Below are 24,376 nucleotides of genomic sequence, written 5' to 3'. Positions count from 1 at the left end.
TTGGGGAATTTCACCGATCCAATCGAAGGACCGAAGCCATGCCGTTCCACGAAGCCCCTGCCGCCAGCCGCGCCGCTCCCCGCGCTCCGGTCCGCAGCAAGCTCGACTGGGCCATCATCGCCAGCATCCTGGCGATGGGCACGCTCAACCTGATCGTGATGAGCGACCAGTTCGCGACCAAGGCTTACGCCGCGGCCCCGATCTGCACTTCGGCCCACCTGCAATGAGCAGGCTCGACGCGGAGATCGAAATTCTCCAGACTTCGGCCAACGGCGCCAACGGCTCTTCCGGGCGGGCGCGCCCCTTCAACCCGGCATCGCTGGGTTTCGAGGATACGGCGCGCGCTCCCCGGTTCAGCAGCTATGGTTCGGCCCATACCAAAGGAATTGCCACGATGGGTATCTTCTCCCGCACCCGCGACATCATCGCCGCCAACTTCAACGACATGCTCGACAAGGCCGAAGACCCGGCCAAGATGATCCGCCTGATCATCCTCGAGATGGAAGAGACGCTGGTCGAAGTGCGCACCAGCAGCGCGCGCACCATTGCGGATCAGAAGGAACTGCGCCGCCACGTCGCCAAGCTGGACAAGCTGCAGGCCGACTGGGGCGAGAAGGCCCAGCTCGCGCTCAGCAAGAATCGTGAGGATCTGGCCCGCGCCGCGCTTCTGGAAAAGAAGAAGGCCGGCGACATGGCCGAGCAGCTCAATGCCGAGGTCTTCGTGCTCGATGACGCCCTGCGCGCTTACGAGGAAGATATCGAGAAGCTCCAGAGCCGCCTGCGCGAAGCCCGCAGCCGCCAGTCGTCGATTGCCGCGCGCTTGCAGAGCGCCGAGAATCGCGTCAAACTGCGGACCTTGCTGTCGAGCGAGCGCGTGGATGAGGCGCTGGTGCGCTTCGAGCAGCTCGAACGCCGCGTCGACTATGCGGAAGGCCGCGCCGAGGCGATGAGCCTGGCCGACAAGCGCCAGCCCTCACTCGCCGAGGAAATCGCCGCACTCGCCGATGGCGACACGATCGAGGCCGAACTGGCCGAGATGAAGCGCGCGATGGGCACTCCGGCGAAAGCCCCCGAAAAGGCGGCTGACGAGGAAGCCTGACCCAAACCGGCGCCTGCCCGGCATCCCGGCGAGCAGGCACCGCCCACCCGACCGGGAGCGGGGGCCCAGCCTCCACCAGTGTCTTTCAGGGAAGGGAAAACACAGTGTCACGCGGACATTTCTATATCGACAAGTCGAACGCCAAAGTGGCGGGGGTATGCTCGGGAATTGCCGAATATACCGGGGTAGACACGTTCTGGGTTCGGCTCGGCGCCGTGCTGCTCACGCTCTTCGGCTTCTACCTGACGATCCCGATCTACATCGCGCTCGCCCTGCTGGCCGACAAGAAGCCGATGTACCTCTATTCGGACGAGGAAGAAGAGCGCCTGCTGCGCCGCATGGAACGCCGCCGCGTGCGCCAGAGCCGCGGGCTTGACCGGGGGCTTAGCTTGGGCGGCGGCCGCTCCAGCCGCCTACGCTCGGACATTTCGGACATCGACCGCCGCGTCGCCGAGATGGAAGAGCACTACGCCGGTACCAACGCGCGCCTTGCCGCCGAAATCGACAGCCTGCGCTGAACCTCACGACGTCGGGAAACGACGTCGTGAAATTGGGACACGACCACATGGATACCGCAAACCTCGCCCTCATGATCCCGCTGGCACCGTTCATCATCGGCGGCATCGCGATCTGGACGCGGCACCAGCACAAGATGGCCGAGCTTCAGCTCAAGGCCACCGCCGAAAAGGCCGCGCAATACGCCTCGGGCTCGCGCGAGCTGGAAGAGCGGGTCCGCGTGCTCGAACGCATCATCACCGACGGCGGCTATGACACCGCGCTCCAGATCGAGGCCCTGCGCGATGTTCGCCAGAGCGAGGGGCGCGTGGCCGAGGAAACCGCGCCTGAAAAGGAAACCCGCCAGTGAGCTTCGGAGATGTCATGGGCCTGGCGGCCGTGGTGGGCGGCATGATCGCCATCGCCGCCATCCTCGCCGGGGTCTACAAGCGCCGCCTTGCCTATCTCGAACGCAAGCTAGAGCTGACCGCCGGACAGGCCGCCGAAAAGGCCGCCCAGTACGCCACCCATAATGCCGAGATCGAGAACCGCCTGCGCTCGCTGGAAACCATCGTCACCGACGGCGCCTGGGACACCGCGCGCCAGATCGAGACGCTGCGCGACGGCGAGCCCCGCACCAACTGAGCTTGAGGACACATCGCACATGGCTTTCGATACTCACGTTCTCGAATTGCTCTCGCCCGTGGTCGTGGTCGTCACTGCGGTGGTGATCGGCGGCTGGATCTTCAACAACTGGCTGCGCATGCGCCACGGCTATCCGCTGGAGAATTCTTGGGGCCGGGCGATCTATCCGAAGGACGACGGGCAGGCGCAGGCCCGCGTGCAATTGCTGACGCAGGAAAACGCCCAGCTTCGCGCCGAGATCGGCTCGATCAAGGACCGTCTGGCCAGCGTCGAGCGGATTGTCACCGACCAGGGTTATGATGTAGCCCGCCAGATCGAAAGCCTGCGCGATGCGCGACATGAGGTGACGCAACAATGAGCTTCTGGAATGCCGTCGTCGTTCTCTTCGCGATTGCCTGCGTGACCTGGCTGCGCGCCCAGAAGCTGCGCGGCGAGAAGCTGGGCTTCCACTTCGGCTCGGACGACCACAGCGCGCGCGAGCACGAGCTGGAAAAAGAAGTCGAGAACTTGCGCAAGCGCATCGCCGTTCTCGAACGCATCGCCACCGACGACAAGCGCGGCAGCGACCTCGCCCGGCAGATCGAGTCCCTCAGGGATTGAGGAAATCAGGCAGCGACGGGAACAAGGTGCTGCGCATCGGCATCGTAACGACACAACGTCAGGCTAGCATCCGTACCGATTACCGCCAGCGGAGCGGAATGGATGCGCGCCTCTCCGGAAGCGATGCGACGGTCCGCCGTGCTGATGACATTGGCGATATCCGTGAAATCGGCACCTTCCAGGGCGGTCAGGCCGTAATTCCACCATTGCAGGCGCAGCAGTTCGCCGACCACCTCGGGCTCGAACCGATAGCGGATGATGCGCGCAGGGGAACCGCCGACGATGGCATAAGGCGGCACATCTCGGGTCACGACGGCGCGCGCGGCAATCACCGCACCATCTCCGATGGTAACCCCGCGCCGGATGAAGGCCCCCTCCCCGATCCAGACGTCATTGCCGATGCGGACTTTGTCGGCGCGGTCGCCCAGAGCCGAGGCCAGCTTGCGCCCCGCTAGGGCGATGCCCTCTTGGTTGCGCGCCTTGAATTCGTCGACATCCCGCCCCTTCATCGGGAAGCCTACGAATATCGGACTGGCCGAAACGAAATCGGTAGGATGCTCCGACGCGCCGCACAGGACGTTGGCCGCGATGGAGCAGAAACGGCCGATCGAATCGATATGCGTCATGAACGTGTGCGAACCGTCGATGCCGATATAGCTGAACGCGCCCATGAAACCGAACTTGTAGGTGCCTAGCTCCAGCCGGCCGGGGCTTTCGATGATCGTCTCGGTCGTGTCGTGATGCGAGAAGACGAATTTCGTGTTGTCCCGAACCGCGATGTCCACGGCGTCCAGCATGGCGATCTGGTCATCGGAAAGCGCGGAAATCATCGGGGAACCTTAAGTTGTTGCGGTATTATTATAGGCCGCCCGCCACGATCCGCGTCCCGGAGCGCTTTTCCATTTTCCTACATGAGGGTCCGTCCATACCCTCGGCGACATGATATCGCCGCCAGCCTTCCGGCACGCCTCAGCCCGCTGTCACCTTGCGCCGGCACAAGGTGACAGGTCATGGCATAAGGTGACACTTTCCGGTCTTGAAGTGTCACCTTGGACCCGCAAGGTGACAGGTTTTTCGCCTGGACCGTGTCAACTGTGTCAACCGCCGCTTCAGCGGATGGGCACCCTCGCTTCCAGTTCGGCCAGCCACACCGCTGCGCTGGCATCGGACGGCGCGCGCCAGTCGCCGCGCGGGCTGAGGGCGCCGCCGGAGGAGACCTTCGGCCCATTCGGCACGGCCGAGCGCTTGAACTGGCTGAAGGCGAAGAAGCGCCGCAGGAACTTCTCCAGCCACGAACGGATCGTGGCGAGGTCGTACTCGTTCTTGCGATCCTCCGGGAAGCCCGCCGGCCATGCCCCCGCCGCGGCATCGCGCCAGGCATGGAGCGCAAGGAAAGCGACTTTCGACGGCTTCTGCCCGAAGCGCATGACGTGATGGAGGAAGAAGTCGTTGAGCTCGTATGGCCCGATCTTGGCCTCGGTGCTCTGGATCGCGCCGTCCGCGCCGGCGGGCACGAGTTCGGGCGAGATCTCGGTGCCGAGGATGGCGAGCAACACTTCCTCGGTCTCGGCGCCGAACTGGTCGGTCGTGGCACACCAGCGGATCAGGTACTGGATCAGCGTCTTGGGCACGCCCGCGTTGACCGTATAGTGGCTCATCTGGTCGCCGACGCCGTAAGTACACCAGCCGAGCGCGAGTTCGGACAAGTCGCCGGTGCCGATCACGAAGCCGTCGTGCTGGTTGGCAAGGCGGAACAGGTAATCGGTGCGCAGGCCCGCCTGCACGTTCTCGAACGTCACGTCGTAAACGGGCTCTCCGTTCGAGAAGGCGTGGCCGATGTTATGCAGCATCGTCGTGGCCGTGGGGCGGATGTCGATCTCCTCGGCGGTGATGCCGACGGCGTTCATCAGCTTCCAGGCATTGGACTTGGTGCCGTCGCTGGTGGCGAAGCCGGGCATCGTATAGCCGCGAATGAACGTGCGCGGCAGGCCCAGCCGATCGCAGGCACGGGCGGCGACGATCAGCGCGTGGGTCGAATCAAGCCCGCCCGAAATGCCGATCACCATCGACTTCGCCCCGGTCGCCTCAATGCGGCGCATCAGGCCATCGACCTGGATGTTGAAAGCCTCGTAGCAGTCCGCGTCCAGCTTGTCGGCGCGCGAGGGCACGAAGGGGAAGCGCGAGACCGGGCGGATCAGGCCGATGTCGCCGCCCGCCGGGGCATGGCGGAAGCGCACGGTGCGGAAGTTCTCGTCGGGATTGCCCGCCACTTCGGCCGCGTCGTTGAAGGTGGGCACACGCATCCGGTCGTTGACGATGCGGTCCACATCGACGTCGGCGATGCAGAGTTCCGCCTCCAGCGAGAAGCGCTCGCTCTCCGCCAGCAGGTCGCCCAGTTCGTAGACGATGCCCTGCCCGTCCCAGGCAAGGTCGGTCGTGCTCTCGCCATGCCCGGCGGCGGAGTAGACGTAGGCCGCCGTGGCGCGGGCCGACTGCGAGCGGCAGAGCAAGTGCCGTTCGTCCGACTTGCCGATGACGATGTTGGAGGCGGAAAGGTTGCACAGGATCGTCGCCCCGGCGAGCGCGCCGTGCGAGCTGGGCGGGGTGGCGGCCCAGATATCCTCGCAGATCTCGATGAAGAAGCGGAAGTTCGGCAGCACTTCGGAGGCGAAGACCAGATCGACGCCGAAGGGCACATCCTGCCCGTTCACGCGGATGGTCTGACCCTTCAGCGTCTTGCCGCTGGCGAACCAGCGCTTTTCGTAGAACTCGCGGTAGTTGGGCAGGTAGGACTTGGGCACCACGCCCAGCAGCCGCCCATGTGCGATGGCGAGCGCGCAATTGTAGAGCCGCCCCTTGTGCGGCAGCGCCGCACCCACGAGCAGCACGGGCGAGAGATCGGCGCTGGCGTGGACGATTTCCGCCACGGCCGCTTCCACCGCCTCGATCATCGCCGCCTGCAAGTGCAGATCGTCGATCGCGTAGGAAGAGAGGCACAGTTCGGGGAAGACCAGCAGGTCCACATGCGCCTCATGCGCGCGCTGCGCCTCTGCCAGCACGGCGTCGCGATTGAAGGCGACATCGGCAGTACGGACCTTGGGCGTGGAAGTGGCGACGCGCACGAAGCCGTGTTCGTGCATGGAGAAAAAGGGATGTGCACTCATGGGCGAATCCCTGACAGGATCGGACGCCAGAGGCAACTTCCCCTTGCCCTCCCCCGCGTCGCGCTTAAATGGCAGGTCATGCGCAGCCTCGACGACATCCGCGAAGAATACGAGTTTTCCGAAGGCGATGAACGCTATCGCCTCCTGATCGGCCTCGGTTCCGAACTCGATCCCATGCCCGACGCGTTGAAGACGGACGCGACCAAAGTGCGCGGCTGCTCGGCCAGCGTCTGGGTCTATCCCATGGCCCGCGAGGACGGCACGCTGCACTTCCTGGCGGACAGCAATGCGGCGATCACCAAGGGCATTGTCTCGCTCGTGATCTCCGCCGTGCAGGACCGGCCGGCCGCCGAAGTGGCGGAAACCGACATCGCCGCCGCGCTGGAGCCGTTCGACCTGAAGAACCAGCTCTCGTCCAACCGGACGCAGGGTGTGCCGAACATGATCGCGCTGATCCGCGAGACCGCCGCGCGCTACGCGAGCACTACATGAAGCACGTCAGCCGCCACGCATGGATGGCGGCGGGGCTGTTCTTCGTGGCCCTTGGCACGATCGGCATCTTCCTTCCGGTGATGCCGACGGTGGTGTTCTATCTGCTGGCGGCATGGTGCTTCGGCAAGAGCCACCCGGAATGGGCCGAGCGGCTCTACAACCACCCGCATTACGGTCACAACTTGCGCGAATGGAGAGATCGGCGCGCGGTCAGCCGCAAGGGCAAGGTCTCCGCAATCCTGGCGATGAGCGCCTCGATCCCGTTCACCTGGTTTACGGTGGGCTGGCCCTGGGTTCTGATCCCGGCGGGCGTGCTGGCGGTAATCGGCCCGTGGATCTGGACGCGGGCGGAGTAGCGTCAGACGGCGTCGCGTAGGACTGCAATGCCATTCTTGCGCTGTTCGCGCAGTTCGCGCCTGAGCGCCGCAGGGTCACGCGCGATCAGGAAACCGAAGCTCACGCCGCCCTCGCGGCCCAAAGTCGCATGGTGCAACCGATGCGCCTGCACCAGCCGTTTCGCATAGCCCCGCTTCGGCACCCAGACGAAGTACCGCTGGTGGACAAGGCCATCGTGCACCAGCGTATATATAATGCCGTAGATCAGCACGCCGAGGCCCATCCAGGTACCCGGCTCCCACGCGCTCGGCCCCATCAGCATCGGCGAACCCACCGCGAAAAGCGCAATGCTGAGCGCTGCGCCGAACAGGGCGAAGCGGTCGTTCCGTTCGAGGCGATTGTCGTGCGGCTCATGATGATCGCGGTGCCAGCCCCACGCAAAGCCGTGCATGATGTACTTGTGGCTGGCCCAAGCCACCCCCTCCATCGCAGCGACGGTGGCAAGCACGATAAGGGCAGCAAGCAACGTGGACATACCACAAGTCTAGACGCCGCGAGCCCACTTGTCAGCGCCATCGCGCAGACCCCACATTTCCGCAGCGGTTGCGGCCAAAAAAAAGGCCGGTCACAAGGACCGGCCTGGAATAGTTTTGGGAGAGGATGCCTGAAAGGCCCGATCCTTTTGCGTCATGTTGCGCCGCAGCAAAAATGAATAGGGCGAACCCGGTGTTGCAAATCATGCAACATTCTCGCTCGCGCTTCTTGCAACCGCCTTCCGCTGCGTGCTGCGACTCGAACATCTTCCAGAAAAGAGCCTTCAGCGACAATTGGTTACAAAAGCCGACAGGACTGTGACGTTTCAGTCGTCTGGCGTTCAGGTTCACTCTTCTAAGTCTGAATGGACGGGAGCAAGTCCCGGAAGAGAAAACCAAAAAAGGAACGCTTCATGCGCAAGACCGCCCGCTTCATCGTCCCCGCCCTGGTCGCCGCTCTGGGCATCTCGGCCATTGCCCCGGGCATTGCTGAAGCTGCCGCCCCCCGCCACGAGGCTGCCCGCATCACCCCCAACCGCGAAGCCTCGATCCGCGCCGATATCGCCGGCCTGCGCGGCCAGATCGACCGTGCCGCCGCCCACCGCACGATCAGCCCGCGCGAAGCCGACGGCCTGCGCCGCGATGCAGCGGATATCCAGCGCCTCCACGCCTCTTACGCCCGTGGCGGCCTGAACGCCCGCGAGATGCAGACGCTCCAGACCCGCATCGACAAGGTTCACTTCGCCCTGCGTGCGGAACGCGGCGATCGCAACGGCCATCGCGGCTAAGCGCCAACCTCGATTGACCCCATAACGAATAAAGTTGCGCGAAAAGGCGTGCCCGTCCCCCTTGAATTGCCGGGCAGGCACGCCTAATCGCCCTTTCATCATGACCAACACGCCGCGCACCCTTTACCAGAAGATCTGGGACGCCCACGTCGTCGACACGCGCGATGACGGCACCAGTCTCGTCTACATCGACCGTCACCTCGTTCACGAAGTGACCAGCCCGCAGGCCTTCGAGAGCCTTCGCGTGGCCGGACGCCCGGTGCGCCGCCCCGACCTTACGCTCGCGGTGCCCGACCACAACCTGCCGACCACGGCCCGCAAGGACGCGGAAGGCCACGTGCTGCCCATCGCGGATCCCGAGAGCGCGCAGCAACTGGCCACGCTCAAGAAGAACGCGCCCGAATTCGGCATTCGCTATATCGATTCGACCGATGCCGAACAGGGCATCGTCCATGTCGTCGGCCCCGAGCAGGGCTTCTCGCTGCCTGGAGCCACGATCGTCTGCGGTGACAGCCACACTGCCTGCCACGGCGGCATCGGCGCCCTCGCCTTCGGTATCGGCACCAGCGAGGTGGAGCACGTGCTCGCCACGCAGACGCTGCTGCTCAAGCGCTCGAAGAGCTTCGAAGTCCGCGTCGAGGGCACGCTGGGCGCCGGCGTCACCCCCAAGGACGTGATCCTGCACGTGATCGGCGTGATCGGCACGGCCGGCGGCACCGGCTACGTGATCGAGTATCGCGGCAACGTCTTCGAGGAAATGTCCGTCGAAGGCCGCCTGACCGTCTGCAACATGTCGATCGAGGGCGGCGCCCGCGCCGGCCTGATCGCGCCGGACGACATCACGTTCGAATATCTGAAAGGCCGCCCCTACACGCCCGTGGGCGAGGACTGGGACAAGGCCGTCACCTGGTGGAAGAGCCTGGCGACCGACGAAGGCGCGACGTTCGACAAGTCCGTCTTCATCCGTGCCGAGGAAATCCAGCCCACCGTGACCTGGGGCACCAGCCCCGAGGATACGTCCGCCATCGGCGGCATCGTCCCGGCCCCGGAAGACTTCGCCGATGCCTCCAAGCGCGACGCGGTGAAGGTCAGCCTCGATTACATGGGCCTGACGCCGGGCACCCGGCTGACCGACGTCGAAGTGCAGAACGTCTTCATCGGCTCCTGCACCAACAGCCGCATCGAAGATATTCGCGCCGCCGCCGAAGTGCTCAAGGGTCGCCACAAGGCCGATAACGTGAAGTGGGCGATCGTCGTCCCCGGATCGGGCCTCGTGAAGGCGCAGGCCGAAGCCGAAGGCCTCGACAAGATCATCATCGACGCGGGTCTGGAATGGCGCGAACCCGGCTGCTCGGCCTGCCTCGCCATGAACCCGGACAAGGTTCCGGCGGGCGAACGCTGCGCCTCAACCAGCAACCGCAACTTCACTGGCCGCCAGGGCCCCGGCAGCCGTACCCACCTGATGAGCCCCGCCATGGCCGCCGCCGCGGCCGTGACCGGCAAGCTCACCGATGTGCGCGAACTGATGGGATAAAGCACGATATGTCCGACGAAACCAAGAACGACCTCGCCGGCAAGGCCGCGATCGCCGCCGGCGCCGCCATCGGTTCGGCCGCCATCGCCGCCGCCCTGCTCTTCGTGAAGCGCCGCAAGGCGCGCGCCGAAAAGCCGCTTCACCCCGAGAAGGCACCAGAGACCGATTGATGCAGCCGATCTCCCATGTCGCCGGACGGGCCATCCCGTTCGGGCGCAAGAACGTCGATACCGACGTCATCATCCCCGCCCATTGGCTCAAGACGATCACCCGCGAAGGCCTTGGCCGAGGCGCGTTCGAGGCTGTCAAGAAAGAGCCGGGCAACGTCTTCACTGATCCCGACTATGCGGGCGCGCCGATCCTGATCGCGGGTGACAACTTCGGCTGTGGATCGAGCCGCGAGCATGCCGCCTGGGCCCTGCTCGACATGGGCGTAACCTGCGTGATCGCGCCCAGCTTCTCGGACATCTTCTCGGGCAATGCCTTCAAGAACGGCATCCTGACCGTGGCACTGCCGCAGGACGCGATCGACCGCCTGATGGAAGTCGCGCCCGAACAGCCGATCGACATCGATCTGGAGACCCAGTCGGTAACGACACCGTTCCAGGACCGCTGGACGTTCGAAATCGACGCCTTCCGCAAGCACTGCCTGCTCTTAGGGCTGGACGAAGTCGGCCTGACGATGGCGCAAGGCAAGCAGATTTCCGGTTACGAGGCGAAGGCCAAGGCGGACCTGCCGTTCCTCGCCCGCACGCCGGCGACAGCGTAAGATAAAGACACCTTTCGCGGCACCGGCCCGAGTCTTTTTGGGGTGCGCCATTCGCATCCGCGAATGGCTTGCGGCACCAGCCCGCTCCCGTCCCGAAGGACACGAAAAAGGTCCGGGGGACCTTTTCGCTGAGGGGGCCGACCTCCCAGATTCTACCCCGTAGGGGAGGTCGGGTGGAGGAGCGGGCTGGTGCCGCAGAGATCTCGCGCCAATCAGCGTCGTGTCGCTTTTGCGACTCATTCTGCGAAACAGGATTGAACGCAATCCGTCCTCGCCCTATCGGCACGTGCTAATCCTACCGTGGCAGTGTATTACCAAAGGGTGCCTGATGACGAGTTTCCAGGATCGCGAGCGGGCAGAGGAGGCCAAGTTCGTGCATGATGCCGACATCCAGTTCCGCATTCAGGCCCGCCGCAACCGCCTGCTGGGCGAATGGGCGGCCGAGCGCATGGCGCTTTCCCACGCCGAGACCGAGGCTTACGCCAAGGCCGTAGTCCAGGCCGATTTCGAGGAAGCCGGTGACGAAGACGTGATCCGCAAGCTCATCGGCGACCTTACCGCCGCCGGCGTGGACACCAGCGAAGCCGAAGTGCGCACCGCGCTTGAGACCAAGCAGGTCGAAGCCCGCCGCGCTTTCCTCGGCTGAAGGAACCTCGCCATGGCCATGTCCGCAACCGAGATCGAGGCGCTCATCCGTGAGGCCCTGCCCGACGCTCAGGTCGAAATCACCGATCTCGCCGGCGACGGCGATCACTACGCCGCGCGCGTAACCAGCGCCGCTTTCGTCGGCAAACCGCGTGTAGCCCAGCACAAGATGGTCTACGAAGCACTGGGCGGCCGCATGGGCGGCGTGCTCCATGCCTTGCAACTTACCACCGCCGTTCCCAACTGACGTCGGTACGTTTCTGAAGGTTTCGAACAATGTCCGACGTCAACGCCCGCATCGGCGAGATTGTAAACAATAACGACATCGTCCTTTTCATGAAGGGCACCCCGCTGTTCCCGCAGTGCGGCTTCTCCAGCCGCGCGATCGCGATCCTCGATCACCTCGGCGCCACGTATGAGAGCGTCGACGTGTTGCAGGACATGGAAATCCGCCAGGGCATCAAGGCCTTCTCGGATTGGCCGACGATCCCCCAGCTTTACGTGAAGGGCGAATTCGTCGGCGGCAGCGACATCATGATGGAGATGTACGAAGCTGGCGAACTGCATCAGCTCTTCATCGACGCCGGGCTTGCCACGCAGGGTTGATCCCCGCCACAAGCCAGTATCGCATTCACGAACGCCCGGGAGGAAACTTCCGGGCGTTTTTGTATGCACGCGGCAGGACGACGCCCCGCCAGAGGCCCGGTTTCAGCGATTTCAGGAGGGGAGAGGCTCGGGGAGACGGGGCCGGGAGACTTTCGGCCCCGTCTCAGTCGAGACTACTCGGGGGTACGAAAGTATATAAGCACAAGGCGTGCCAAGTTCAAAAATCGGCCAAATTCAGCCATTTTCATACTTCTCCCCATCCTCGGCGGATCTGCTGTTGTAAAAATCACCGACAATGGTTGCCGGATATGGTTGCCGCCGTGGCGACGAATTGCCGCCCTGCCGACCCCGGCGGACAATTCGGCTTGCCAGCCTCGCGCGCGCGCGCGAGGCTGCGGCCATGGATACATCACCGCCCAGCGATCAACCGATGCCGCCAGACGGCCCGAAAGTGATACCCGCCTCCACGCTCGTCATCTTTCGAACTTCGGCTGAAGGACCGCCCGAACTCCTGATGGTCCAGCGCGCCAAGGAAATGCGCTTCGCCGGCGGCGCGGCGGTGTTCCCCGGCGGCCGGGTCGACGACGCTGACCGCGAACTGGCCCGCGCCATTCTGCCCGACGAACCCATCGAGATCGCCGCCGGACGCATCGCCGCCATTCGCGAGACCTTGGAAGAAACGGGGTTGATGGTGGCCACACATGCACCCGTCACCGCTGCAGAAGCGGCCGAGGCACGGCGCATGCTGCTTGAAGACGGGAGACTGGCGCCCGTGCTCGATCATTTCGGATGGCAGCTCGCGCCCGAGCGGCTCGCCTTCTTCGCGCATTGGTGCCCGCCATGGGAAGGCGCTTTCGACACCCGCTTCTTCGTGATCGACCTTGGCACCGGCGCGGTCGATGTGCAGGTGGACGCCACCGAGAACACCCGCCTGTTCTGGGCCAGCGCAGCCGAAGCGCTCGCCATGGCCGACCGGGGCGAAATCTCCGTGATCTTCCCGACCCGCCGCAATCTCGAACGCCTGGCCGGCTTCGCCTGCCACGCCGAGGCCCTCAGCGATATCGCGAGCCACCCGGTCCGCCGCATTCATCCCCGGATCGAGATCCGTGACGGGGCCGAGTGGCTGACGATCCCGGCCGACCGCGGCTACCCGGTGGACGGGCAGCCGAGAGCGACCGCACAACGCGGTTGAGCGCGCGCCGTCAGGCCGGCGCGACTTCCACTGCCGGGCGGGCGATACGCCCCCCGGCGGCATAAAGACCCAGCACCATGGCCACCGCGAAGAAGCCGGCCATCGCCATGATCGCGCCGTCGTAGCTGCCGCTCGCCGTGAAGACCTTGGCCGAGCCGATCACCGAGAATGCGATGAACGGCAAGCCGATCAGCGTGTTGAGTCCGAAACCACGGCTGTAGCTCGCCTGCCCGAAGGCATCCGAAAGGCCGCGCCCAAGCGTCGGGATCGCCCCTGCCCCGTGCAGGCCGATCAGGCCGATCACGATGGCCGTAACCGCGAAGGGCGGGTGCAGCAGCAGCAGACCCCACAGCAGCGCACAGTCGAAGCCGATCAGCGCCAGCGAACGGCCGCCACCGAGCCGGTCCGCGATCCAGCCGAACAGGATCGAACCGGCGATCCCCACAAGCGACATCAGCGACTGAAGCAGCGCCGATTCGGCGCGGGTGAAGCCCCAGGACTGACCCATCGGCACCAGCAGCGAGCCAAGCATGACCGAGCTGGCCATGCTGGCGATGGCCGCGAGGCACATCGCCCAGAAACGCGGGCGGCCGAGCAACTGGCCAACGCTGAGCGAGCCATCCGACGTCCGCTTGCCGGCCGCCACCGGGGCGACCGTCTCGCCGCCCGGAGGATGGTCGATCGCGAAGAGACTGGCAGGAACCAGCACCAGCGCGATGGCAGCGGCGATCGCAAAGTAGATCGTTTGCGCGTCGAAGACCCGCAGCCCGCGCTCCGCCAGCCAGGGGGTGATCGCGATCACCACCGGCAAGTGCACAAGGCCAAGCGCCAAGCCCCGGTTGCGGCCGAACCAGCGCGTCACTAGCGTTGCCGGAGCGATCGAGCCGGCAAGGCTCATCGCCGGGCCCAGCAACAGCCCGTAAGCCACGAGATAGAGCACATAACTATGCGTCAGCCCCAGCAGCGCGAAGCCGCAGGCTGCCAGCAGCGCACCGATCAGCATGATCAGCCGAAGCGAAACCTTGGCGATCAACACCCCGACGAACGGCGCCAGAATCGAAGAACCGACCAGCACCAGCGGAATGCCGGCAGCTGCCGCCTCCGCGCTGATGCCGAGGCGCTGCTCGGCGGGCGCCAGCATGATGCTGAAGGCACCCATGATCGTGCCGATCACGAAGTTATGCGATAGTCCCGCAATCACACCCATGCGCTTTGCCAGCGGATGGTTGGGGGATGCGTCCGCGAGCATGCCCCCGGCGTTGTCGGCATCCAGTGCCATTACTCTCTCCCGACTCGCCGGCCTCTTGCCGGGCTGCTTGCCTTTGGAAGAGGGGAGCCTAGGCGCTCACCGCCGCGTGGCGAGCGTGTTCACCAGCGGTGCGGCAAATACCGCCGCAGCGAAGCGCCGTGTACTGGGAAGGTGATGTCGCCCGGACGGAGTCTACGTCCTAAAGCCACTCGACCGTGGCAAGTCCGTGCTGGCGCAACAGATGATCGACGACCGGCTGATAGATGGCGCGGTCGAACTCGATTCCGGCAAAATCGCGATCTGCCCAACGCACTATGCCGGTCAGGCCTTCAAGCCCCTGCGGGCGGATCACCACGCGGGTACCCACGCGAAACAGCAGCCCGCGTACGCGCACGCAGCACCCTTGAGCGGAAATGTCGGAAATCTCACCCTGATCGCGCAGCCCGTTCTGCGTCCGACACTGTGCTGTCAGCGAAATGGCCCGACGATACGCCTGCCGAGGGAGATCCGAGGAAGACATGTCGGAAAGCTAACATGCCCACAGTTTAACAAGTGTTAATCGTCGGACAGACCCGAGTATTGCCAACCATCTCTTCGGGAAATTCAGACAACAATTTGATATTGAAATAAACTTTTAGACGATCGTTACTCGACCTCAAGCGAGCGGCGCGCACTCCAGCCGAACAGCGCAATCACCGCATAGCACAGCGCCGGCAGGGCCAGAGCAAGCGAGAGGCTGCCGCTGCTGTCGGCAAGGAGCCCGGTCAGCGGCGGGATCACCGCGCCGCCCACCACCATCGTGCAGATCACGCCGGAGCCCTCCGGCGTGCGCTCTCCCAACCCTTCGCAGGCAAGGCTGAAGATCGTTGGGAACATAATCGCGTTCGTCAGGCCCGTGGCAAGGAACGCCACGCCCGCAACGGTGCCGGTGGAACCCACCGCGATCGCGAGCAGCACCACGGCGCCGATCGCGACGGTCGCCAGCGCCTTGCCGGCACTGACGAAGCGCAGCGCCCATGAACCCACGAAGCGCCCGATCAGCGCCCCGCCCCAGTACCAGGGTAGCAGCGTGCCGGCCGTCTGCGGATCGAGCGAAAGTACCTGCGACTGCCCCATCCAGCTCACCACCAGCGAGGCAATGGCGTTCTCGACGCCGACGTAGAGGAAGATGCAGATTGCGCCGAAAGCGAAACGCGGGCGCAGCAGGAGGTTGAAGCTCCGGAAAATCGGCCCGCCCTCACGCTTCTCACCCGGGATGCGGTTGCGGTTGAACCATACGGCTGCGGTGATGACCGCAAGGGCGGCGGCCACCATCAGGTAGCCGTGGGCGATGGCCTGCGTCGCGGCCGAGCGATAGGCCTCCAGTTCCGCGCCCGAAAGCGCGGTCTCGTTCACGGAAGCCAGGCCGCCCAGCATCAGCACCGCGCCGAAATGCGGGAAGACCGTGGCGCCGAGGGCATTGAATCCTTGCGCGAAATTCAGCCGCGACGATGCCGTGCGCGATGGCCCCAGGAGCGAGATCAGCGGATTAGCGACGACCTGAATCAGGGTAACTCCGCTCGCCAGCACGAACAGCGCGAGGAGGAAGAGCGCGAAAGTCGCTCCGGTGGCGGCAGGTACGAAAAGCAGGCACCCGGCCAGCATCGCCAACAGCCCCAGCGCTGCGCCGCGCATGTAGCCGATGCGTTTGACCAGTCCGGCACCGGGCACGCTCAACACGGCATAGGCTGCAAAGAAGGCGGTATTGACGAGCATCGCCTCGGTATAGTCGAGTACGAAGATCGCCTTGAGCTTCGGCATCAGCACGCCGTTAAGCGCGGTTACGCCGCCGAATATGAAGAACAGCGCGAAGACGAAAACCTGAAGTCCCGGAGCATTGATATGGCCGGAACTGGTGAGTTCAGCTCCCGGATCGGCTTCAGGGTCAGTGCTGGTCGGAGCGAAATCCTTCAGGGCCATGGACGCCTGCCTCGAATTGGAGGGATTCGTTTCTGGACTCCTGTCTGCGCATTTAGCGGTCGGCGGGCAAGTCTTTGTTGCCGGGGCGTTCTTTTGCGGTGCGCTGGCGGGCTACTCACCTGACCTCACCTCACCCCTATCCCATCCCGCTCAGGCTGAGCTTGTCGAAGCCCCTGCGAGCGTGGCGCAAGGCCTCCATCCTTCGACAGGCTCAGGATGAGCGGAGTGGAATGGACGGGAGTGGAGGCCAACCTACTCAGCCGCCACCGGATCCCCCTCAGCCTCAGCCTGCGCCGCCATCCGCCGCGCCAGCACCGCACAGACCATCAACTGGATCTGATGGAAGAACATCAGCGGCAGGATGATTGCCCCCACCTGAGCAGGCGGAAACAGTACCCCTGCCAGCGGCACGCCGGTCGCCAAACTCTTCTTCGAACCGCAGAACAGGATCACGATCCGGTCCGCGTGGTTGAAGCCCAGCACCCGCCCGAGCACATTGCCCACCACCATCACAACCGCCAGAATCCCCAGCGACAGCGCCGCAATCAGCCCGAGTTCGGCCAGAGTCACCTTCTGCCACAGCCCTTCGAGCACGGCCGCACCGAACGCCGTGTAGACCACCAGCAGGATCGAACCGCGATCGGTGTAGCCCACCAGCTTCTTGTGCTTCTGCACGAAGCCGCCGATCCACGGCCGCAGCAGATGCCCGGCGACGAACGGCAGCAGCAGTTGGACGGCGATGGCGATGATCGGATCGGTCGAGAAGCCCTGCGTCTTGCCGGTGATGAACACTGCCGTCAGCACCGGGGTCACGAAAATCCCCGCAAGGTTGGAGAACGAAGCACTGCACACCGCCGCCGCCACATTGCCTCCGGCAATCGCGGTGAAGGCAATCGATGACTGCACCGTCGAGGGCAGCAGCGTCAGATAGAGCACGCCCATCGCCAGCGACGGCTCCAGCCCCGGTATCGCGCTGACGCCCAGCCCGATCAACGGGAAGATCCCGAAAGTCAGGCTGGCCACGGTCAGGTGCAGCTTCCACGCCCGCGCGCCGTCGAGGATCGCCTGCCGCGACAGCTTGGCGCCGTGGAGGAAGAACAGCAGCGCGATGCCTGCATCCGCCGCGCCGCCCGCGATCCCCGCCCACATGCCGCGCGCCGGAAGCACCGAGGCAAGCCCCACGGTCGAGACCAGCAGCAAGAGATAGGGATCGATGTTCAGGCGGGCGAGAAGGCGGTTCATACCCGCCCCTCTAGGACTTCGCGGCGCGCTGCAAAAGCCCTTGCTTTCCGGCCTTTGCATGCCGAGCCTTGCCATGTATCCTGCATAACACCGCCCATCCCCCCGATGGCGGCCTCCTCACGGACGTGCGACCGGGAGAACAATATGCAGCCCAAGGCTCGACTGGACAAACTGTCCGCCATCCGATTTCCCGGAGCCGGAGACGAGCCCGGTTAGTGCCCCGGTCCCGGACCGGCATGCGACTGTTGCACGCCGCCTTACTGAATGCTGGGGGTGGTCTTCGCCGCCTCGCCGGTCGGGCGCGGCCGGATGCCTCCGAACAGCAGCGCGGCACCGCGCGCATAGGAGACGTCTTCCGGCACCACGCTTTTCGAACCGCGCGCCATGCTGAGCATCTCGATAGCCAGCTTGAGATCCTCGACACCGAGGTCCGAATGGACCTGATCCAGAGCCTTGGCCGTTTCCAGAACCATGGCAATGATGCGATCGAACGTCGGGCCAACCGATTCGACGAAAGCCGCCAATCGCCCCTCGTCGAAGTTCATGAAGACCGGCATGTGGACGGCGAAAGCCCGGCTCTGGCTTTCGAGGAAATCCTCGAAAAGCGCGGGATCACCCTTGCGGGTCTCCACTTCGGCCAAAGTGCGGAACACCTCGAATTCGATAACCGCCATGATCAGCGCCTCGCGATCCGCGAAGTGGCGGTAGAGCGTGCCTCGGCCCAACCCAGCCACCGCCAGAACGTCCTGCAAAGGCGCGGTAGGGCCCTTCGCGGCAAAAACGAGCGCGGCCGCCTCGATCAGATCCTGTCGATGTTTTCTCGCGTCGGCGCGCATGATTCTCCGTCCCCACGCCCATTCTCACCCTGGTGGTCCCATACCATGCCGTCACAATTTGGCAACGCAAGCGGACACCCCTTGTCCGCTTACCGCAACTGCGATATGGACGCCGCTCAGAGCCTCCCGAAACCAGCTCATGGTGAAAATTTGTCTTCCAAAATCAGCAGGCTGCGCCACGTTGCGCTCCTGAGTGCCTTCGTCCTCACTGCGTGCGGTGGCGAACAAAAGCAGGGCGAAGCGCCCCCGGTTGCTGTGGAATCGATGGTGATCCGGGCTCAGCCCGTCCCCAATATCGTCGAACTGCCCGGCCGCATCGAAGCCGTGCGTTCTGCCGAAGTGCGCGCGCGGACCGACGGTATCGTGCTGCGCCGCCTCTATGACGAAGGCGCCTTCGTCAACGCCGGCACGCCGCTGTTTCAAATCGATCCGCGCGATTACCAGGCGCAGGTCAAGTCCGCCTCTGCCTCGCTCCAGCGCTCGATTGCGGCGGAGCAGAACGCCCGCTCGATCGTGCTGCGCTATGGCCCGCTGATCGACGAACGCGCCGTTTCCGCGCAGGAATACGATCAGGCACAGTCCGATCTCCGCCAGGCTTCCGCGCAAGTCGCCGAGGCCCGCGCCGCGCTGGACCGGGCCAAGCTGCAATTGGGCTACACCACGGTCGATGCGCCGATCTCGGGCCGGGTTTCCGCCGCCGAAGTGACCGAGGGCGCGCTTGTCAGCGGCACTTCGGGCACGCTGATGACGCGCGTGGACCAGACCAGCCCGGTCTATGCGGTATTCTCCGCCTCAAATGCCTCGATCCTCGACCTGCTCGCCAAAGTGCGCAGCGGCGAGCTGAACTTGCCCGCGCTCGAAACGATCGAGGTCAAGCTGGTGCTGGAAAACGGGCAGGAATACGGCCCGGTCGGTCACCTCAACTTCACCAGCCCGGTGGTTGCGCCCGAAACCGGCAGCCAGACCGTGCGCGCCATTTTCGTCAATAATTCGCAGGGTCTGCTGTTCCCCGGCCAGTTCGTGCGTGGCCGCCTCAAGCTCGGCACACTCGAAGGCGGCATTCTCGTGCCTGCCCGCGCCATCCAGTTCAGGGGCGACGACGCCCAGGTCTCGGTCATGGGCAAGGACGGCACGGTGACGGCGCGGACGATCCGGCTCGGCACCCTGCTCGGCAAGGAATGGATCGTCATGTCGGGCCTCAGGGCCGGCGAGCGTATCATCGTCGACGGCTGGGCCAAACTGCGCCCGGGCCAGAAGGCAGTGGACGCGGCACAAGCGCAGAAGGCCGCCCCGCAGCAGCCCCAGCAGGGGCACTGAGGCATGAACCGCTTCTTCGTATACCGGCCGGTCTTCGGCTGGGTCATCGCCGCATTCATCGCGCTGGGCGGCCTGATCGCGCTGCTCAACCTGCCGATCGAACAGTATCCCTCGGTTGCCCCGCCGGCGCTTAACCTGTCCTACACGTACACCGGCGCCGATTCCGAAACGCTCGACAAGAACGTCACTTCGGTGATCGAGCGTGAGATGAACGGCATCGACGGCTTCCTCTACATGAGCTCGGCCAGCCGTTCGAACGGCACCGGGCAGATCACCCTCACCTTCAAGTCGGGCACCGATCTAAACGCTGCCCGCGTCGAAGTGCAGGACCGCCTCAACCGCGCGGAATCCCGCCTTCCGGCTGAAGTGCGCGCACTGGGCATTCAGGTGACCGACAACACATCGGGCTTCCTGATGGTGCTGGGCGTCTCGTCGGACGACAATTCGCTGACCCCGCTGGAGATCGGCAACTACACGAACAACAACATCGTCAACGAGATCCGGCGCGTGCCGGGCGTGGGCGACGTGCAACTGTTCGGATCGCAATATGCGATGCGGATCTGGCTCGATCCGGTCAAGCTCACGTCCTTTTCGCTGACCCCCGGCGAAGTTCTGAGCGCCGTGCAGGAGCAGAACAGCCAGGTCGCAGGCGGCGGCATCGGCGAGCAGCCGGTCACGCAGGAGACCGAGTTCACCGCCAAGATCGTGACGCGCGGCCGCTTCTCGACACCGGCACAGTTCCAGGAAATCATCGTCAAGTCGAACCAGGACGGCTCGACCGTGCGGCTGGGCGACGTTGCCCGTGTCGAGCTGGGCGCCGAGAACTACACGTTCAAGGCCCGCCTCAACGGCAAGGAAATCGCCGGCATGGGCGTACAGCTCGCCTCGGGCGCCAATGCCGTGGCGACCGCCACGGCGGTGCGCGCACGCATGGCGCAGCTTCAGGAGAACTTCCCGCCGGGCATGGAATGGCACGTCGCGTTCGATTCGACGCCGTTCATCAATGCCTCGATCGAATCGGTGATCCACACCCTGGTCGAAGCCATGGTGCTGGTGTTCCTGGTGATGTACCTGTTCCTGCAATCCTGGCGGGCGACGATCATTCCGGCCGTGGTGGTGCCGATCGCGCTGCTCGGCGCCTGTCTTGGCCTGCTGCTGTTCGGATTCTCCATCAACACGCTATCGCTATTCGCCATGGTGGTGGCGATCGGCATCCTCGTCGATGACGCCATCGTGGTGGTCGAGAATGTCGAGCGCATCATGACCGAGGAGAACCTCCCGCCCCGCCTCGCCACGATCAAGGCAATGGGCCAGATTCGCGGCGCGATCATCGGCATCACGCTGGTGCTGATCGCGGTGTTCATCCCGATGGCCTTCTTCCCCGGCTCAACCGGCGGCATCTATCGCCAGTTCTCGGTCACGCTGGCCGTCTCGATCTTCTGTTCGGCGCTGCTGGCGCTCACCTTTACGCCCGCGCTTTGCGCCACCCTCCTCAAGCATCACCCGGACGCGGAGCACAAGGCCGAGCCCCCGGCGGGCTGGCGCGGAGTGCTGCCGCGCTTCTTCCGCTGGTTCAACGAACGCTTCGGCCGCGCGACCGACAAGTACACCCATCAAGTCGACGGCATGATGCGCGCGCCGGTCCGCTGGCTGGCGGTCTTCGCGGTGATGGCGGTCATGACCGGGCTGCTGTTCACGCGCCTGCCCGGCGGCTTCCTGCCCGACGAGGATCAGGGCTACTTCATGATCAACTTCGACGCCCCTGTCGGCGCCACCATGCAGCGTACGCAGGCCGTGGTGGAGCAGACCGAGGCGTTCCTCAAGAAGCAGCCACAAGTGCGCGGCGTGGTCTCGCTGATCGGCTTCAACTTCTACGGCCAGAGCCAGAGCGCGGCGCTGTCCTTCGTCGATCTCCAGCCGTGGGAAGACCGTAAGCACTCCGACGACAAGGTCACGTCCCTGATCGGCAAGACGCAGAAGTTCGTTTCCGGCCTCACCGGCGCCACGGTCTTCGCCCTCAATCCGCCGGCGATTCAGGCACTCGGCAACGCCACCGGCTTCTCGATGAAGATCGAGGACCGCTCTGGCACCGACCGCGCAGGACTTGTCGCCGCGCGCGATGCGATCATCGCGGAAGCCTCACAGAACCCGGTGCTCGCGCAAGTTCGTCCTGACGGACAGGGCGATGCGCCTGAGCTTTACGTGGACATCGACCGGGTCAAGGCGCGCGCCATGGGCCTGTCGATCAACGACGTGAACCAGACGCTGGCGATCAGCTTCGGCTCCTACTACGCCAACGACTTCACCCGCGACGGCAACACCCTGCGCGTCTACCTTCAGGCCGATGCCAATGCCCGCATGACGCCTGACGACATCATGGCGTTGCAAGTGCGCGGCAGTAACGGGCAAATGGTCCCGTTCAGCGCCTTCGCCCGCGCGCAGTGGGAATCCGGTCCGATCCAAGTGGAACGCTACAACGGCTACCCCTCGCTGACGATCTCGGGCACGGCCGCCCCTGGCCAGTCCTCGGGCAAGGCGCTGGAGATCATGGAAGAGATCGCGAACCGTCACCTTTCGGGCAATTTCAGCTTCGAATGGACCGGCACCGCTTTCGAGGAAAAGCAGGCCGGCGGACAAGTCGGCGCGCTGCTGGGCCTCTCCGTGATCGTCGTGTTCCTGCTGCTGGCGGCGCTCTACAACTCGTGGGGGATCCCGATCTCGGTGCTGATGGTGGTGCCGTTCGGTATCCTCGGCGCCGTGGCCTTCACGCTGCTGCGAGGGCTATCCGCCGACGTCTACTTCAACATCGGCCTCATCACGATCATCGGCCTTGCCGCGAAGAACGCGATCCTGATCGTCGAATTCGCGATCGAGGACGAGGATGCAGGCAGTTCCCCCGACGACGCCACCGTGGAAGCGGCCCGGCAACGCCTGCGGCCGATCCTGATGACCAGCCTTGCCTTCATCCTCGGCATGGTGCCGCTGGTGATCGCAAGCGGCGCGGGCGCGGCCAGCCGTCAGGCTGTCGGCACCGGCGTCATGGGCGGCATGATCGCGGCCACCCTGCTCGGCGTGTTCTTCACGCCGGTGTTCTACAACTTCGCGCGCAAGCACCTCAGCAAGCGCCGCGACCCCGAAGGGGAAGATGCCATCTGGCTTGAACAGCGCGAGCGCGAGGGAGGCGAACATGCGTAAGCACGCCCTCCTCATCTCCGCAGCTTTGGCCACGGTCCTGTCGGGGTGCAATTTCGCCCCGCAGTATCGCCAGCCGGTCGCGCCGGTTTCGGATGCCTTCCCCAATGCCCCTTCGCGCGAAGAACTCACGCCTCTCGCCACCGAGCTCGGCTGGCGCGAGTTCTTCCGCGATCCGCGTCTCCAGACGCTGATCGCCACCGCCCTCGAACGCAACCGCGACCTCGCGCAGTCCTACGCCCGCATCGATCAGGCGCGGGCGCAGTACCGCATCCAGGCTGCCGACCGCCTTCCCGCAGTCGGCGTCAACGGCACCGGCACCCGCCAGCGCACGCCGATGTCGATTTTGGGCGCGACCGGGCAAGCCGGCGGAACGGACTTGCCCAACGGGATCAACTACTCGGAATTCAACGCCAAAGTCGGCGTGACCTCGTTCGAGCTGGATCTCTGGGGCCGGGTGCGCAATCTCAGCGAAGCGCAGCGCCAGTCGTGGTTGGCCTCGGTCGAGGGTGCGCGCGCCTTCCGCATCTCGCTGATCGCGCAAGTCGCCGCCACCTACTTCGACATCCGCAGCGGCGAAGACCGCATCGAACTCGCTCGCCGCAGCATCGACGTGCGGCGCGAAGGCGTGCGCATCGCCAAGCTGCGGCTGGATGCGGGCGTCACCTCCACGGTCGATTACGATCAGGCGGTGCTGCTCCAGACGCAGGCCGAAAGCGAACTGGCCGACCTCCAGCGCACGACCGAGCAGGCACGCAACCTGCTGGACGTGCTGGTCGGCGGCCCGGTCACCACGACGTTGCCCAGCGGTCTTGGTCTGTCTGACCAGCTCCTGCCGATCGCACCGGGCCTGCCCTCGGACCTGCTGATCAACCGGCCGGACGTGCAACAGGCCGAGCACAACTTGCGCGGGGCCAATGCCAATATCGGCGCGGCGCGGGCGGCATTCTTCCCGACGATCTCGCTCACCGCCGCCTTCGGCTTCGCCTCCACCGGACTGTCGAACTTGTTTACGGGTGCGAACCAGAGCTGGAACTACGGCGGATCGGTAGATCTGCCGATCTTCAACTGGGGCAAGCGCGAGGCGGAACTCAAGCTCAGCAAAGCGCAGGCGAAAGAGCTTACCGCCGCCTACCAGAAGACGGTGCAGACCGCCTTCCGCGAAGTCTCCGACGGGCTCGTGGCTCGCCAGCACTATGCCGAGCAGATCGAGATCCAGCAGCGTACGGTAGAGGCCCAGCAACGCCTCGCCCATGCAGCTCGCCTGCGTTACGACAACGGCATCTCGATCTACCTCGAAGTGCTGGATGCCGAGCGCAGCCTGTTTTCGGCCAACCAGACACTGATCCAGCTGCGCGCCACCGAATTGCAGAACGCCGTCAGCCTCTACGCCGCGCTGGGCGGCGGGCAGGAGGAAATTGCGCAAAAGCCAGCGGGCGAGCAGCCGGAGCAATAGCTCTGTAGCTCAGGTCCGGATCACCCTGTTCCGCCGGGCTTCGTTCGACCTGACAGATCCCGCGTGGACCCGCCCTATGCTGGTTCGGGCCGCGCGAATACCATTGGGGCGCAGGGATCATCCATCCCTGCGCCCTATTCATTTCGCCCCGTCATGGGTGCCGAATGCCTCCTGACCGGCAGGGTATCCGGCGTTGATGCAACTTGCCAGACCAAGGAGCGCCTGGC

At 64.8% G+C, this 24,376-nt stretch carries 29 protein-coding genes; 20 read left to right on the top strand and 9 right to left on the bottom strand.

All coding sequences use genetic code 11. The features are described 5' to 3' along the window. The first annotated feature begins 38 nt into the window (after window positions 1–38). From EDF56_RS15725 to EDF56_RS15695, 7 genes are all read left to right on the top strand, one after another. A complete protein-coding gene (locus EDF56_RS15725; RefSeq protein ID WP_132389071.1) occupies window positions 39–227 on the top strand; it encodes a hypothetical protein in 189 nt (62 codons plus the stop codon). Beyond that, window positions 224–1,099 carry a phage shock protein PspA gene (gene pspA, locus EDF56_RS15720; RefSeq protein WP_132389069.1) on the top strand — a complete coding sequence of 292 codons (876 nt, stop codon included), beginning with the start codon at window positions 224–226 and terminating at the stop codon, window positions 1,097–1,099. Before EDF56_RS15725 ends, pspA begins: the two co-directional genes overlap by 4 nt. A gap of 104 nt (window positions 1,100–1,203) precedes the next feature. Next, window positions 1,204–1,617 carry a PspC domain-containing protein gene (locus tag EDF56_RS15715; RefSeq protein WP_132389067.1) on the top strand — a complete coding sequence of 138 codons (414 nt, stop codon included), beginning with the start codon at window positions 1,204–1,206 and terminating at the stop codon, window positions 1,615–1,617. Window positions 1,618–1,664: 47 nt separating this feature from the next. Further along, window positions 1,665–1,964: a hypothetical protein gene (locus EDF56_RS15710; protein WP_132389065.1), complete on the top strand. Its 300-nt coding sequence runs from the start codon at window positions 1,665–1,667 to the stop codon at window positions 1,962–1,964. Continuing rightward, window positions 1,961–2,239, top strand: coding sequence for a hypothetical protein (locus EDF56_RS15705; RefSeq protein ID WP_132389063.1), 279 nt, complete (start codon window positions 1,961–1,963; stop codon window positions 2,237–2,239). The genes EDF56_RS15710 and EDF56_RS15705 overlap by 4 nt, the downstream gene beginning before the upstream one ends. Window positions 2,240–2,258: 19 nt before the next feature. Then, window positions 2,259–2,597 (top strand): hypothetical protein, encoded by a 339-nt coding sequence (locus EDF56_RS15700; protein ID WP_132389061.1) that lies wholly within the window; start codon window positions 2,259–2,261, stop codon window positions 2,595–2,597. After that, window positions 2,594–2,839, top strand: a complete 246-nt coding sequence (locus EDF56_RS15695; RefSeq protein ID WP_132389059.1) for a hypothetical protein — start codon at window positions 2,594–2,596, stop codon at window positions 2,837–2,839. Before EDF56_RS15700 ends, EDF56_RS15695 begins: the two co-directional genes overlap by 4 nt. A 5-nt stretch (window positions 2,840–2,844) precedes the next feature. Here EDF56_RS15695 and EDF56_RS26620 read toward each other — a convergent pair whose 3' ends face one another. Together EDF56_RS26620 and EDF56_RS15685 are read right to left on the bottom strand one after the other, a co-directional pair. Then, window positions 2,845–3,669, bottom strand: a complete 825-nt coding sequence (locus EDF56_RS26620; RefSeq protein WP_279389716.1) for a CatB-related O-acetyltransferase — start codon at window positions 3,667–3,669, stop codon at window positions 2,845–2,847. Between the two features lie 279 nt (window positions 3,670–3,948). Next, the gene (locus EDF56_RS15685) at window positions 3,949–6,003 is read right to left on the bottom strand and encodes an NAD(+) synthase (RefSeq protein ID WP_132389057.1); all 2,055 of its coding nucleotides are present in this window, start codon (window positions 6,001–6,003) and stop codon (window positions 3,949–3,951) included. Window positions 6,004–6,081: 78 nt separating this feature from the next. Here EDF56_RS15685 and EDF56_RS15680 point away from each other — a divergent pair, with 78 nt between their 5' ends. Both EDF56_RS15680 and EDF56_RS15675 read left to right on the top strand, forming a co-directional pair. Continuing rightward, on the top strand, window positions 6,082–6,495 hold the full coding sequence (locus EDF56_RS15680; RefSeq protein ID WP_132389047.1) for a SufE family protein: 414 nt from the start codon (window positions 6,082–6,084) through the stop codon (window positions 6,493–6,495). Continuing rightward, a complete protein-coding gene (locus EDF56_RS15675; protein ID WP_132389045.1) occupies window positions 6,492–6,851 on the top strand; it encodes a YbaN family protein in 360 nt (119 codons plus the stop codon). The genes EDF56_RS15680 and EDF56_RS15675 overlap by 4 nt, the downstream gene beginning before the upstream one ends. Before the next feature lie 2 nt (window positions 6,852–6,853). On the opposite strand, the gene EDF56_RS15670 is transcribed toward EDF56_RS15675, so the two are convergent. Both EDF56_RS15670 and EDF56_RS25960 read right to left on the bottom strand, forming a co-directional pair. Continuing rightward, a complete protein-coding gene (locus tag EDF56_RS15670) occupies window positions 6,854–7,366 on the bottom strand; it encodes a sterol desaturase family protein (protein WP_132389043.1) in 513 nt (170 codons plus the stop codon). A gap of 31 nt (window positions 7,367–7,397) precedes the next feature. Continuing rightward, the gene (locus EDF56_RS25960) at window positions 7,398–7,715 is read right to left on the bottom strand and encodes a hypothetical protein (protein WP_165912209.1); all 318 of its coding nucleotides are present in this window, start codon (window positions 7,713–7,715) and stop codon (window positions 7,398–7,400) included. 62 nt (window positions 7,716–7,777) lie between these two features. On the opposite strand from EDF56_RS25960, the gene EDF56_RS15665 reads away from it, so the two are divergent. From EDF56_RS15665 to EDF56_RS15635, 8 genes are all read left to right on the top strand, one after another. Further along, the gene (locus EDF56_RS15665; protein ID WP_132389041.1) at window positions 7,778–8,152 is read left to right on the top strand and encodes a hypothetical protein; all 375 of its coding nucleotides are present in this window, start codon (window positions 7,778–7,780) and stop codon (window positions 8,150–8,152) included. A gap of 100 nt (window positions 8,153–8,252) precedes the next feature. Next, on the top strand, window positions 8,253–9,686 hold the full coding sequence (gene leuC / locus EDF56_RS15660; protein WP_132389039.1) for a 3-isopropylmalate dehydratase large subunit: 1,434 nt from the start codon (window positions 8,253–8,255) through the stop codon (window positions 9,684–9,686). Window positions 9,687–9,694: 8 nt separating this feature from the next. Next, entirely contained in the window at window positions 9,695–9,856 is a 162-nt protein-coding gene (locus EDF56_RS25955; RefSeq protein WP_165912208.1) for a hypothetical protein, read from the top strand. Next, window positions 9,856–10,455: a 3-isopropylmalate dehydratase small subunit gene (leuD, locus tag EDF56_RS15655; protein ID WP_132389037.1), complete on the top strand. Its 600-nt coding sequence runs from the start codon at window positions 9,856–9,858 to the stop codon at window positions 10,453–10,455. The genes EDF56_RS25955 and leuD overlap by 1 nt, the downstream gene beginning before the upstream one ends. A gap of 328 nt (window positions 10,456–10,783) precedes the next feature. Beyond that, the gene (locus tag EDF56_RS15650; protein ID WP_132389035.1) at window positions 10,784–11,101 is read left to right on the top strand and encodes a DUF1476 domain-containing protein; all 318 of its coding nucleotides are present in this window, start codon (window positions 10,784–10,786) and stop codon (window positions 11,099–11,101) included. Window positions 11,102–11,113: 12 nt separating this feature from the next. Beyond that, window positions 11,114–11,347, top strand: coding sequence for a BolA family transcriptional regulator (locus tag EDF56_RS15645; protein ID WP_132389033.1), 234 nt, complete (start codon window positions 11,114–11,116; stop codon window positions 11,345–11,347). A gap of 29 nt (window positions 11,348–11,376) precedes the next feature. Continuing rightward, window positions 11,377–11,706 (top strand): Grx4 family monothiol glutaredoxin, encoded by a 330-nt coding sequence (gene grxD, locus EDF56_RS15640; protein WP_132389031.1) that lies wholly within the window; start codon window positions 11,377–11,379, stop codon window positions 11,704–11,706. 400 nt (window positions 11,707–12,106) lie between these two features. Beyond that, window positions 12,107–12,898 carry an NUDIX domain-containing protein gene (locus tag EDF56_RS15635; RefSeq protein WP_132389029.1) on the top strand — a complete coding sequence of 264 codons (792 nt, stop codon included), beginning with the start codon at window positions 12,107–12,109 and terminating at the stop codon, window positions 12,896–12,898. Between the two features lie 10 nt (window positions 12,899–12,908). On the opposite strand, the gene EDF56_RS15630 is transcribed toward EDF56_RS15635, so the two are convergent. From EDF56_RS15630 to EDF56_RS15610, 5 genes are all read right to left on the bottom strand, one after another. Beyond that, window positions 12,909–14,177 (bottom strand): MFS transporter, encoded by a 1,269-nt coding sequence (locus tag EDF56_RS15630; protein ID WP_132389027.1) that lies wholly within the window; start codon window positions 14,175–14,177, stop codon window positions 12,909–12,911. A gap of 169 nt (window positions 14,178–14,346) precedes the next feature. Then, complete coding sequence (locus tag EDF56_RS15625) at window positions 14,347–14,667, bottom strand: PilZ domain-containing protein (protein ID WP_132389025.1); 321 nt, start codon at window positions 14,665–14,667, stop codon at window positions 14,347–14,349. Window positions 14,668–14,792: 125 nt separating this feature from the next. After that, window positions 14,793–16,106 carry a glucose/galactose MFS transporter gene (gene gluP / locus EDF56_RS15620; protein WP_132389023.1) on the bottom strand — a complete coding sequence of 438 codons (1,314 nt, stop codon included), beginning with the start codon at window positions 16,104–16,106 and terminating at the stop codon, window positions 14,793–14,795. Window positions 16,107–16,358: 252 nt separating this feature from the next. Next, window positions 16,359–17,348 carry a bile acid:sodium symporter family protein gene (locus EDF56_RS15615; RefSeq protein ID WP_132389021.1) on the bottom strand — a complete coding sequence of 330 codons (990 nt, stop codon included), beginning with the start codon at window positions 17,346–17,348 and terminating at the stop codon, window positions 16,359–16,361. A gap of 257 nt (window positions 17,349–17,605) precedes the next feature. Continuing rightward, a complete protein-coding gene (locus EDF56_RS15610; protein ID WP_132389019.1) occupies window positions 17,606–18,184 on the bottom strand; it encodes a TetR/AcrR family transcriptional regulator in 579 nt (192 codons plus the stop codon). A gap of 267 nt (window positions 18,185–18,451) precedes the next feature. Here EDF56_RS15610 and EDF56_RS15605 point away from each other — a divergent pair, with 267 nt between their 5' ends. The 3 genes from EDF56_RS15605 to EDF56_RS15595 are packed head-to-tail and all read left to right on the top strand — an operon-like array spanning window position 18,452 to window position 24,149. Further along, window positions 18,452–19,501, top strand: coding sequence for an efflux RND transporter periplasmic adaptor subunit (locus EDF56_RS15605; RefSeq protein ID WP_165912207.1), 1,050 nt, complete (start codon window positions 18,452–18,454; stop codon window positions 19,499–19,501). A 3-nt stretch (window positions 19,502–19,504) separates the two neighbouring features. Continuing rightward, window positions 19,505–22,696, top strand: a complete 3,192-nt coding sequence (locus EDF56_RS15600; RefSeq protein ID WP_132389015.1) for an efflux RND transporter permease subunit — start codon at window positions 19,505–19,507, stop codon at window positions 22,694–22,696. Next, the gene (locus tag EDF56_RS15595; protein ID WP_132389013.1) at window positions 22,689–24,149 is read left to right on the top strand and encodes an efflux transporter outer membrane subunit; all 1,461 of its coding nucleotides are present in this window, start codon (window positions 22,689–22,691) and stop codon (window positions 24,147–24,149) included. Before EDF56_RS15600 ends, EDF56_RS15595 begins: the two co-directional genes overlap by 8 nt. Window positions 24,150–24,376: the final 227 nt, after the last annotated feature.

It is taken from the genome of Novosphingobium sp. PhB165, assembly GCF_004341845.1.
In the GTDB taxonomy this organism is placed as follows: Bacteria; Pseudomonadota; Alphaproteobacteria; order Sphingomonadales; family Sphingomonadaceae; genus Novosphingobium.
Note: the sequence above shows the minus strand (reverse complement) of the source record. Positions and strands in the feature narration are given on the sequence as shown.